9 protein-coding genes and 1 rRNA gene are annotated in these 11250 nt (G+C 57.0%); 3 read left to right on the forward strand and 7 right to left on the reverse strand.

Annotated features, from left to right (window positions below):
- The 4 genes from ABJK56_RS10025 to ABJK56_RS10040 form a co-directional block, all read right to left on the reverse strand.
- The coding region (locus tag ABJK56_RS10025; protein ID WP_347244531.1) for a DUF4010 domain-containing protein at window positions 1–988 on the reverse strand (988 nt) is incomplete at its 3' end.
- A gap of 71 nt (window positions 989–1059) precedes the next feature.
- Window positions 1060–1494 (reverse strand): hypothetical protein, encoded by a 435-nt coding sequence (locus ABJK56_RS10030; RefSeq protein WP_347244532.1) that lies wholly within the window; start codon window positions 1492–1494, stop codon window positions 1060–1062.
- A 100-nt stretch (window positions 1495–1594) separates the two neighbouring features.
- The gene (locus ABJK56_RS10035; protein ID WP_347244533.1) at window positions 1595–2218 is read right to left on the reverse strand and encodes a sigma-70 family RNA polymerase sigma factor; all 624 of its coding nucleotides are present in this window, start codon (window positions 2216–2218) and stop codon (window positions 1595–1597) included.
- 158 nt (window positions 2219–2376) lie between these two features.
- The gene (locus ABJK56_RS10040; RefSeq protein WP_347244534.1) at window positions 2377–3375 is read right to left on the reverse strand and encodes a DUF4398 domain-containing protein; all 999 of its coding nucleotides are present in this window, start codon (window positions 3373–3375) and stop codon (window positions 2377–2379) included.
- Between the two features lie 556 nt (window positions 3376–3931).
- On the opposite strand from ABJK56_RS10040, the gene ABJK56_RS10045 reads away from it, so the two are divergent.
- Window positions 3932–5473, forward strand: a 16S ribosomal RNA gene (locus tag ABJK56_RS10045).
- A 208-nt stretch (window positions 5474–5681) separates the two neighbouring features.
- On the opposite strand, the gene cls is transcribed toward ABJK56_RS10045, so the two are convergent.
- From cls to ABJK56_RS10060, 3 genes are all read right to left on the reverse strand, one after another.
- The gene (gene cls, locus ABJK56_RS10050) at window positions 5682–7238 is read right to left on the reverse strand and encodes a cardiolipin synthase (RefSeq protein WP_347244535.1); all 1557 of its coding nucleotides are present in this window, start codon (window positions 7236–7238) and stop codon (window positions 5682–5684) included.
- 66 nt (window positions 7239–7304) lie between these two features.
- A complete protein-coding gene (locus tag ABJK56_RS10055) occupies window positions 7305–8213 on the reverse strand; it encodes a carbohydrate kinase (protein ID WP_347244536.1) in 909 nt (302 codons plus the stop codon).
- A gap of 69 nt (window positions 8214–8282) precedes the next feature.
- Window positions 8283–9185 (reverse strand): alpha/beta hydrolase, encoded by a 903-nt coding sequence (locus tag ABJK56_RS10060; protein WP_347244537.1) that lies wholly within the window; start codon window positions 9183–9185, stop codon window positions 8283–8285.
- 242 nt (window positions 9186–9427) lie between these two features.
- On the opposite strand from ABJK56_RS10060, the gene ABJK56_RS10065 reads away from it, so the two are divergent.
- On the forward strand, window positions 9428–9643 hold the full coding sequence (locus ABJK56_RS10065; protein ID WP_347244538.1) for a hypothetical protein: 216 nt from the start codon (window positions 9428–9430) through the stop codon (window positions 9641–9643).
- Between the two features lie 341 nt (window positions 9644–9984).
- The coding region (locus ABJK56_RS10070) for a hypothetical protein (RefSeq protein ID WP_347244539.1) at window positions 9985–11250 on the forward strand (1266 nt) is incomplete at its 3' end.

The following is an 11250-nucleotide window of genomic DNA, read 5'->3' on the forward strand; positions in this document are numbered from 1 at the left end:
CGGCGAAGTAGATGGCCGAGCGAAGCTGCGTCGGGTTCTGATGCTCGGCGATAAGCCGGGTTCCGTCCCGGTCCTGCGGTAAACGCAGGAAGTTTGCCGGCAGGTATGTCGCGACGGCCAAAATGCTCAGCGGTATCACGGAGGTTTTCAGCATCGCGGGATTAACGACGGCCATTTCCACAAAAATCCGGCCGATCATCACGGTGGAAGCGAGCAGAATGACCACCGCCGCGGCGTTCTGTTGAGCGCGATCACTGCCTGCCTGCCGGGCCGCGCTGATCGTGGTGGCCGTGCTGGAGACAGCGCCTCCCAGAATGCCCGCTAGGTAAACACCCGCCCGTGTTCCAAGAAACTTGTATGCGATGTAGCCTCCTAAGCTGATCCCCACAATCAGGACCACCATCAACCACACATTAAACAGGCTTACCACTCCGAGTGGGTCAATGGGGCGTGTAGGCAGAACCGGCAGAATGATACAGGTGATCAACACAAACTGCATGATTGCCCGCAAATCCTCGTCGCCGAGCTTTTCTGCGAACCGGTGAATCTCCGGTTTGAACTGAAGCAGAACTGCCACAGCGCCCCCAAGGACAACGCCAACTTCAATGCGGGTCAGCACCAACAGGGCGCCCACGCCGTACATCAGGATGACGGCTACACTTGTCGTCAGGCCCGGGTCAGGATCGGCTCGCCGGATCCTCAGGTAATGGGGAAAGAAGAGCAAACCAACCAGGCACACCAGGGCTGCAGCGGGCAGCCAGCCACCAAAAGACAGCCCCAACAATGCGAAGACGCTTCCGCAGAGTGTGATAAGAGGGAAAGTCCGTAAGCCGGGCATGCCCCACTCACTATGCTCCCGTTGCATCCCCACCAAGAACCCCAAGAGGGCGGCCATGCCCAACCGGCCAAACAGGGCGGTCACATCCGCCTCTTTCCCGGCCAGGAACAAAGGAGTCAACCATTCCGGGGATGTTGCTGGAGGAACCATGAAGCCGTTTTCGCCAAGTCAGTAAGGAAACATAAAGAACGAGTCGTTCAGTGCTGTCTCTTAATTATGGCTCATGGTTCTGCAGAATGGGTGAGGTGATGAAGGCTGGAACGAAAATACCGCTGGCAACGACGTTGTGCCGCCTCTTTCTGTTCCTGCGTTGCCTCCATGCGCGACTGTAAATCTGCCAGATTAGCCAAACAATAGCGGCAACCAATCCGCTCCAAATGTATTCGCACAAATCGTGCCTCATCCGGCGGTAAGGCGCCCAGGAGGTAGGCCCCGAGCGTATCCCGACTGGGGCAACTCAAACGCTGACGCCGCCAAACCTCTGCGATTGAAACCAACCCCAAATCGCGCCGCTGAATAATCGCACGCAATTGTTCAGCCAAATTTCTGTCCCGGCGGAGGGCTTCTTCAATTTCGCGCATACGAGGGGCGGGCAGCGCCTCGTCAAGAAAGGCCTCCAGTTCCTCCGGGCGAATTTCCGCTTTTTCGCTGCCCATTTCGATCTCCGGTTAACTCGGACGATGACCCGTTTCGTGATGCCTTCAAAGATATGAGAAAATCCTCACAATGGTCGTGACGCGCCGCGAATTAACGCCCTCAAAATGTAATGCCGTTTTCTTTGGCTGCATCAAGATGCCGCTTAAGGCGGGACTGAAAATCATGTTTCCAATTAGCCACTTGTTGTTCCGATATGCCCAACAGTTCTGCCACCTCCTTGTTGCGATATCCCCCCACAAATAAAAGCTCCAGGCAGGCAAGCTTTGTCCACCCTTCATCCCTGCGAATTCGCTCCACCTCTTCGGCAAGAATACTCAACAGCAAAGCCTCTCTTTTGATGCGACGTTCCCGGCTGTCGAGGATGGTACTGGGCCCGCGGGCTCCGGCCACTACAGGAATCTGTGGAGCTTCCTGTTCATCATTGGAAACCACGAGCGATTGCACATGTCTCTCCCGCCGCAAATGGTCTTTCAACTTGTTTGCTGCGATAGCGAACAACCACTTTTCAAGGGAGCGTGATTCATCAAAGTGCGGCAGGCTTCTGAGAAACCCGGTGAATGTCTCCTGGACTAGATCTTCAGCCGCGGCCCGATCTGCCACGCGAGGTTCGAGAAACGCCAACAGTCGTCCCTCGTATGTGGCGATAAGCTGTTCCCACGCTACCGGGTCTTTTGCCCGAATGCGCTCGATAAAGACCTGTTCACTTTGTTCTGGACGATTCACCACGGCTTACTGTTGGTACCTTGTGTGGAAGCGCCCGCAACATGCAACCGTCAATTCGGTGATACTAGGAAGGCCCACTCGCGGTGAAGCTTGCCAGCATGATCGCGGCCACCGCACAACAAATGCCTTATCCCCTCGGATGAGGATACGTCCCAATCTCACTGCTTGCCAGTTTGTTCCAGCGCTTGGAGTTTGTTTAGGATGTGGTCCCGAAGCGATCCCGAGGCATGCTGCTGGGCAAGTCTCAGATATGTCTTTGCGATTTCGGGCTTTCCGCTTTGCAAGGCGGTCTCAGCCCGGCTGAGGTACGATTGGGCGATGTCGTTTTCGCGGGCCAGTTCCTGCTCGCGTCGCCGGCGGGCCTCGTCCACGCCGTACACAACCCGTTCTGCTGAGGCTGAAACTTCCCCGGAAGAAGCTTGGGTGCTTGATGGTTTTGCATCTTTTCCGGATAGCACCAGCCCGTTCTTGTCCTGCAGAGAGGATATCTGGTCCGGCGGGCCAGCTTGGGACTGGGCTTCGTTTTCATGTGGAGTTGAATTCTTTTCACGGGGTTTGGGTGCCGCTACGGCTTTTTCGGAGATTCCGGCGGGCGGAGGAAGTATTCCGGGAGTTACGAGGGGTGGAAATGGAGCCGCCAGAACCGGCAGTCCAGGACCGATTGCTGAGTACCCTGCATAATCGCCAACCACAGGAAAGAAACCGATCACGAAGGGGGTATAAGCTTGATCGGCCACGGTCCCCCAGGAGCCATCCGGGAGCGTGATCTGCAGCGCCTGCCCCGTGAAGGATCGTCGGTATCCCTGGCTCCACTGCCCAAAAAATTGGCTCTGGATACCGCCGGCCCTAACCCCCATGCCAAGCCCAGTATCTGGATCGCCGAAAGAAGCAAACGGACTTACCGTGGGTGAGGGCGATCCGAAGCGAACAAAACCTCTTGGGCCGATGAGCGTCCAGCTTGTGCGAGAATACTCGAAGAACCCTTCCGAGACCCGGGATCCAGAGGCGGTAATCTGGGCCTGCGAGGATGGGACGTTTTGGGCCAAAGTTGGGCAAGGGATCAGTCCGCAGGAAGCCACAGCGAGCAGAATGCAAACTACCCCTAAATGGGTACCACCTCCGAACCAGCGACCAGGCGTAAAAGAGAGAAAAGCCATGGCATCGCCTCCCGATTTTGGTTTTTCGAAGGTTTGGGGGCTCCCTTGACCGATTCGGGCCGACACCCCATATTCTATGATGAGCGACGGGCCCCTAGGAGGTCCCAAGAAAGTGGCGAGGAAAAAATTTGGAAGCCAAATGGCCCGGGGGCTTGCCAGACGAAACGGTCTGGGATAAGAATAAGAAATGCCCTGACCAAAAACGGGAACGTCACCAAGCGGTTGGGGTGAACCCCCCCTTGATCAGGCCGCGAGAACAGGTTAGGATTGAGTCGAACGATCGAGGGGGCGACAAGATATAAAAGATCAATACCCCGGTTGACGATAGATTGGCGAGGGGTACAATAAAAAATGCCCGACGCGAAAACGCGGTGGGCGGATCTGAGCCATGATCTTTGACAATTTGGTAGCGTGAGGTTCACAGCCCCTGAAAGCGACGGTTCAGCCGAAAGCTTTCAGAGCTGCTCTGGGCGACCTGGAGCAGCAAGTGATCAAGCCTTTCCTTATTGCTAGCCATGTCCGAACGCGGATAACGCGGGAGGACTAAGCAAACAATTAAGTGAAGGGTTTGATCCTGGCTCAGAGTGAACGTTGGCGGCGTGGATTAGGCATGCAAGTCGTGCGACGAGGCCCGCAAGGGTGCTCGAGCGGCGAAAGGGAGAGTAATGCATGGGTAACCTGCCCTTGGGACTGGGATAGCCGCGGGAAACTGCGGGTAATACCAGATAACGTCGCAAGCCTTCGGGTTTGCGACCAAAGGTGCGAGTCCGCCCGAGGAGGGGCCCATGTCCTATCAGCTAGTTGGTGGGGTAACGGCTCACCAAGGCTACGACGGGTACGGGGTGTGAGAGCATGTCCCCGCTCACTGGGACTGAGACACTGCCCAGACACCTACGGGTGGCTGCAGTCGAGAATCTTCGGCAATGGGCGCAAGCCTGACCGAGCGACGCCGCGTGCGGGACGAAGGCCGTTTGGTTGTAAACCGCTGTCAGGGGGGAGGAAATGTCGGTCCTCAGGGCCGGCTTGACCTATCCCCAGAGGAAGGACGGGCTAAGTCCGTGCCAGCAGCCGCGGTAAGACGGACCGTCCGAACGTTACTCGGAATTACTGGGCGTAAAGGGTGCGTAGGTGGCCGATAAAGTCAATTGTGAAATTCCACGGCTCAACTGTGGGAGTGCGGTTGAAACTAATCGGCTTGAGGTCAGGTCAGGAAGATGGAATTGTCAGTGTAGGGGTGAAATCCGTAGATATTGGCAAGAACGCCGGTGGTGAAGACGGTCTTCTGGGCTGATACTGACACTGAGGCACGAAAGCTAGGGGAGCGAACGGGATTAGATACCCCGGTAGTCCTAGCCCTAAACGATGAGCACTAGACCGAGGAACTCTCCATGGTTTCTTGGTCGTAGGGAAACCGTTAAGTGCTCCGCCTGGGGAGTATGGTCGCAAGGCTGAAACTCAAAGGAATTGACGGGGGCTCACACAAGCGGTGGAGGATGTGGCTTAATTCGAGGCTACGCGAAAAACCTTATCCCGGTCTTGACATGCACGGATTAACCCCGTGAAAGCGGGGCCACGCCTCTCTGAGGTGGAACGTGCACAGGTGCTGCATGGCTGTCGTCAGCTCGTGTCGTGAGATGTCGGGTTAAGTCCCTTAACGAGCGAAACCCCTGTCGCTAGTTGCCAGCGGGTCATGCCGGGCACTCTAGCGAGACTGCCGGTGTTAAACCGGAGGAAGGTGGGGATGACGTCAAGTCCTCATGGCCTTTATGACCGGGGCTGCACACGTCCTACAATGGCGCGTACAAAGGGAAGCAAACCCGCGAGGGGGAGCAAATCCCAAAAAGCGCGCCCCAGTTCAGATTGCAGGCTGCAACCCGCCTGCATGAAGCCGGAATCGCTAGTAATCGCGGATCAGCATGCCGCGGTGAATGTGTTCCTGAGCCTTGTACACACCGCCCGTCAAGCCACGAAAGTGGGGGACATCCGAAGTCGCCGGGCTAACCCGAAAGGGAGGCAGGCGCCGAAGATGGACTCCGCGATTGGGACTAAGTCGTAACAAGGTAGCCGTAGGGGAACCTGCGGCTGGATCACCTCCTTTCTAAGGATTTCAGCCACCCCGAGCTCCGCTCGGGGGACATGGAGCGGTTGGCCGTCGCCTATAGGGCTGTGAACCTCACGCTACCAATTTTTTTATGCGCTTTTCCGTCATTCCCGGATCTTTCCAACGGACTTCTCGATTCCCTCCCCTCAAGCATCCTTGACTCAATTTGCTTTTTAACCTCCGGAGACGGGTGCTCTGCGCGCCGTCAGAGCAAAGGACTCAGTAACTTCGCCATATGGATGGCGAGATTCCGCGCCCAACCGGGCGAGGCCAAATCTTCCGCCGACGCTTTTTTGGATCTTTCGATATACCGTTTTTGCAATTCGCGGAGCTCCTCAACCGCTTCCGGCGTGTAAATGAGCAGGTTGACCTCAAAATTCAGGTGGAACGACCGAATGTCGTAATTGGCAGATCCGAAGAGGGCGACTTGGTTGTCGATGGTGAGCGTCTTCGCGTGGAGAAGGCCGTCCGGAAAGAAGTAAACATGCACTCCAAACTCGCGGAGCCGCCGCCAGTGAAATTCACTGGCGGCATCGACGATGGGATGATCCGAACGCCGAGGCAAAACGAGCTGCACGTTGATTCCCCGCAATGCCGCCAATCGCAGGGCTAGTGAAAGAGGTTCGTCCGGTACAAAATATGGCGAGGTGAGGATAATTTCTCGTTCAGCAAGAAAGATCGCTTTTACCAAAAGATCCTGAAAGCGTTCCGTAGGAAGGTCCGGGCCGCTGGGAAGTATTTGCAGGATGGTGTTGCCACCTCCGCTGATCGGTGGAAAAAACCGGGGTTCGTCGAGCCACTCTCCGGACTCATAGAACCAGTCTTCCAGAAACAAAAGTTGCAGATGGTGGACAGCGGGGCCAACAATTCGCGCGGTCACATCGTACCATGGCCCTGCCTTTCGATGGCCGTAGCGTGGTTCCACAATGTTTTGCGAGCCCACGTAAGCCACCCGGCCATCCACGATGGCAATCTTCCGGTGGTTGCGAAGATCAATCCGAGAAAAAGGAATGCGGTAAATCCGCACGGGAAGTGCCGCCCTCACATCGATGCCGTTACGTCGCATGGCCGGGGCCAGCGTCCTTAGCATATGCCGGGAGCCTACGGCGTCCACCAGAACGCGGCAGGCCACCCCTCGCTGTCGCGCCCGGGTCAGCGCCTCGGCCACACGTCGGCCCACCACATCATCGCGAAAAATATAGTAAAGCAGGTGGACGTGGTCTGTCGCTGAATCGATCTCCGCAATTAACCTGTCAACTGTCAAAAGCGAGTCGGAGAGGTACGAAATCTCGTGATCGGGCGTAGCCGGGAAACCCGTGAGCTGGACAGCGAGGTTGGCCAAAGATCGGAGAGGACTGGGGAGTAACTCTTCTCCCTGGTAGCTCAGTCCCTGATGAGAAACAGTTTGGGATCCTTCCAATTCCGCAGACTGTTGCTGTATGTCTTCGTCCTCGTCAAGCGGCTGCAAAGGAACGAATGAGGAATTGTCGGAAGTGACAAGCCGAGATCCCACGCGTGGAGCGTTCAGACTTTCTAGGCTCAGCCACTGACTTTTCCGCAGTTGTAGCCGCTTTCGACCTAATCGTGTTTCTCCCACGACCAGATAAAGAATCGCCCCCAACCACGGGGCGAAGAACACGAGGGTCAACCACGCCAAGCAAGTGGAAGGGCGTTCTTTGCGCAGGACAATGACCGGGAGCATCACCAGGCGGATCGCCCATTCTGAAAGCACCCAGTATGTTGTCCAGTTTCCCCAATCCATTCGACTGCACGTAACCGCGTACTGCAGGTTCACCTGCCGATGGGCAACATGCCGTGTTGGCGCAAACTAACCTTTGTCCCCGAACTGCTCCAGCAACTGGCGGTATTCTTCACCAACAGGGGGCATAGCCCCAGGAAGGGACGCCACAAGCGCTCCAGTTGCGTTGGCAAAGTGGGCTTGCTTCGCGACGTCCCATCCCCGAAGTCGCGCGGCGACCCAGCCGGCGGTGAATGCATCTCCAGCCCCAACGGTGTCCGCGACCCTCACCTCGATGCCAGGTGCTGCCGCCCAACCCGTTTGATCTACGACCAGACATCCGCGGGCACCCCGCGTCACACAAACTCCCTCGACGCCGAAATGTTCCAAGAGGTACTGGCACCAGGCCAACTCTGTCGTTCCCGGAAATTCCAGGAGATGGTGGAGGACGTGGGCTTCTTCCTCGTTCAGCTTGACCAGGCTGGCGAGGCGCAACGAGTTCTCGACGATTTCGCGACTGTAAAACTTCTGGCGTAAGTTAATGTCGTACACAATGAGCCGCTTGGATCTTTCCCCCGCAAGAAGCCCCTGGATCGTTTCTCGGGAATGCGGGTTCCGCTGGGCGAGAGTCCCGAAGCACACGGCGACTGCCGATCCTACAGCGGCTCGCCACTCGGGGCTTGCTTCCATGAAATCCCAGGCAACATTTTCGTGGATGATAAACTGGGGATGGTCTGGTCGAGACACATCCACGGTTACCGTACCCGTGGGATGGTCAGGATCGCGCTGGATCCAATCCGTCCTCACCCCTTTTTCGGCAAGCCAGCGGACGAGCTTTTCACCGCGCTCGTCCATCCCAACGCGGGAAAGGACGCCCCCCTGGTAGCCCAGTTGTGCGGCGTGGTAGGAGAAATTAGCGGGAGCGCCTCCCGGACGCTCCTCGTCGGGAAAGCAATCCCACAAAACTTCCCCCAGTCCCAAAATCAGGGATTGGCCCATCGGCTCGGCCTTTCCAAACGATCCTTTTTGAGGAACACGCACACTCGGGTTTCGGCCGCTGTCCTCTCGTCAATCCAGCAGTCCGCGGACTTTCAGCCAGGCCTTAAGACACTCCGGCCATAATTCGGTTCCCGGGACGCCGGCGGCCAGACCGAGACCGTGCCGACCTTTTTCGAAAATGTGCAGCTCTGCCGGGACGCCTGCTTTTCGCAGCGCCATATAAAACGCGACACTGTTTTCTGGTGGTACACCGGTGTCCTCGTTGGTGTGGAAAAGAAAGGTGGGCGGCGTTTGCGGGGTGACCTGTTTTTCATTGGAAAGGCTCTTCACCAGTTCGGGGTCGGGATTGTCACCCAGCAGATTGCGCATCGACCCGCGATGGGTGAAGGGTTCATCAAACGCGATCACGGCATAACAGAGAATCGCGAAATCCGGTCGGCAACTCACCCGGTCGATAGGATCCGGAGCGTCGGGCGCACCCGCATCAAAATGGGTGGCGGCTGTGGACGCCAGATGTCCGCCCGCAGAAAATCCCATCACGCCAATCCGATCGGGTTTCACGCCGAATTGATCGGCTCGGGCACGGACCAGCCTGATGGCTCGCTGGACATCCAGCATCGGAGCTGGATGCATGTATCCTTTGTTGCGATGGCGATAATCAAGTATGAAGGCGGCCACGCCAAAGCTGTTGAACCACTGGGCGATTTGGTGTCCTTCGTGGTCCATGGCTAGCGCCCCATAGCCCCCACCCGGACATACGACCACACCCGTTCCCACAGCTCTTTCTGCGGGGGGAAGATACACGATCAGGCCCGGTTTGTCTTCCGGTCGGTCACCTTTAGCGAGGGGAGCGCCTTCCGGCCAAAGGAGAATTTTTTGAGGTTCTTCAGCGTTGACAGATCGCGTGGTCAGAACCAAAACACAGATCGCCACGAATACGTTGGGAGTCCAAAATCGTGACTGTTTCGCCATGGTGCACTCCTCCTCGATGGAACGTGGAAAGCTTGGCGCAGAAGACCGAACAAGCTTATAGCGTAGCACCGCCGGCGGCTTGTCGCTATATGGTCGGTATGGTTCAAAGCTCTGGGATAGGGTGTCTTGGCGAACCACAGCATGCCAATGTCAGAGAGGGCGTACCGTTTTGGGGAAGGCCCTTGCCCTTTTCCGCGGGGCCGTAACAGCTTTCAGGACTCTGGGGAGGCCAACGAGATGCGATGCTCGGCGCTAAGACCGAAGACCTCGCCATCGAACCGGGAAAGCACACCCAATCCCGACCCATTCCCGCTTTGGTAAAACCTACGACGTGCCGCGGGCAGAATATGTTCTCGGGGCAATTCGTGAATGACCCCTACCGTTTTAACCAGCAATTGAAAGAGATAGGTGGAACTCGGCCGGTGAAATGGATTCGCCAAATGTTGGATGTGAGCTGATAAGCGGCTTTCTCGGAGAAATCCTTCGGAGGGACACGCTTATCGTACCCGCACGCTTGTCGTGTCCGGTGAATCCGTACGGATCATCGAACGTTGATCCAGGCCACGGACCTGACAAGCAGGTCCCTCCGGAGAAAGGAGACGTGACACGCACGTCCCTCTGGGGTGAATATCGCTCCCACGCGAACCCCTATGGAGGTCCGCATCCCCGTCGGCAGGGAAAATGGGGATGAGTCAAACTCCCAATCGAATTGACTCTCCCCCTGGGGGTGGGTAACAATGAAAGGGGGAAATGGGGGGCGGCGGAAAACTCGTCGGGTAAACAGAGAAGAGGTGTGGTCATGATGTCCCCTGCTGCGGAAGGCGTAATCCGGCGGCTCGACGCCACACGCCAGCGATGGTGGTTTTACACGCTTCTTACCAGTTGTGTGATGGGGGCATCGCTCTCCCTGGGCGTGTTCCTCTTGTTCATGCTCGCGGATGCCCTTTTCCATTTTTCTCAGGTTCTTCTGGCGGCGGCATTTCTTGTTTGGCTAGCCTTCACCCTTGGAATTCTCGTGTGGATTGTGCGGCGGGTTATTCGCAGCCAGCGCAGCCTGGAAGCCACTGCTCGGCGCATCGAGGCTGAGTTCCCCGAGTTGCAGAGTGCCCTGATCAATCTCCTTCAATTGCTCAACGATTCCCGGCAGGCCAATCCGGCGTTCTGTCTGGCGGCTGTAAACGATGCGGCGGCCCAGGCGGCGGGAATCCGCTTTGAAGAGGCGGCGGAACGACAATCCCGTTGGGACCGCTTCCGCTTTGCAATGCACACATCCCGAGACCTGCTGGAATGGAGCGGCATCCTCGTCACGCTCATTTTGATCAGCATCCTCTGTGGAATGGTGCTGCCCAATTGGAGTTCTGCCGCCTCTCGCTTGATACAACCCTGGCAGTTCGTCCCCAGTGTGGGCAGGGTGAAAATCCTCTCGGTGGAGCCCGGCAACACGGATGTGCTGATAGGCTCAAGTGTGACTGTAACAGCCCGCGTCGAATTGCCGGAGAAAAAAACGTATGACGCTTATCTGCTTGTCGCTGAAGAGGGAAAACCCGAGGAACGCTTTCCCATGACGCCCAGCAAGGACCTGTCGGAGTACACGTTCACAGTGCCGACGGTGCTCAAACCGGTGAAGTATCGCGTGGAGATAGGAGACAGTCAATCTGCGATTTATCGACTGGGTGTGACCCAAATCCCGGCGATCACGGAGGTCGAGGTCACGCTGGATTTTCCCGCCTACCTGGGTCGCCCCAGCGAAACATTTCGGCAACGGGTTCCCGACCTGCGGGGGCCACAGTACAGCGAAGCCACGTTGAAGATTTTCGCGTCTGCACCCATCTCCGGGGGAGAAGTCGTTCTTGACGGAAAGCCGATCGTCGGCAATGTGGAGTCCGACGGACGCACTTTTACCGTGAAAATTCCCTTGATTCGAGATGGACAGTTTGTCATACGGTTGAAAAACGAGGCCGGTCAGGTGGATTCGAACCCGCGCGTCAATCGGGTGACGGTCATCCCAGATCAACCCCCAACAGTGGAAATTGTCAAGCCGGCACGACAGGTCACCGCCGCTCTG

The organism is Thermogutta sp. (assembly GCF_039793925.1).
In the GTDB taxonomy this organism is placed as follows: Bacteria; Planctomycetota; Planctomycetia; order Pirellulales; family Thermoguttaceae; genus Thermogutta.

Bases quoted from the DNA above. Each gene is read 5' to 3' on its own strand.
- ABJK56_RS10030 (WP_347244532.1), bottom strand. From the start codon at position 1,494: ATGGGCAGCGAAAAAGCGGAAATTCGCCCGGAGGAACTGGAGGCCTTT.
- ABJK56_RS10040 (WP_347244534.1), bottom strand. From the start codon at position 3,375: ATGGCTTTTCTCTCTTTTACGCCTGGTCGCTGGTTCGGAGGTGGTACC.
- cls (WP_347244535.1), bottom strand. From the start codon at position 7,238: ATGGATTGGGGAAACTGGACAACATACTGGGTGCTTTCAGAATGGGCG.
- ABJK56_RS10055 (WP_347244536.1), bottom strand. From the start codon at position 8,213: ATGGGCCAATCCCTGATTTTGGGACTGGGGGAAGTTTTGTGGGATTGC.
- ABJK56_RS10060 (WP_347244537.1), bottom strand. From the start codon at position 9,185: ATGGCGAAACAGTCACGATTTTGGACTCCCAACGTATTCGTGGCGATC.
- ABJK56_RS10065 (WP_347244538.1), top strand. From the start codon at position 9,428: ATGCTCGGCGCTAAGACCGAAGACCTCGCCATCGAACCGGGAAAGCAC.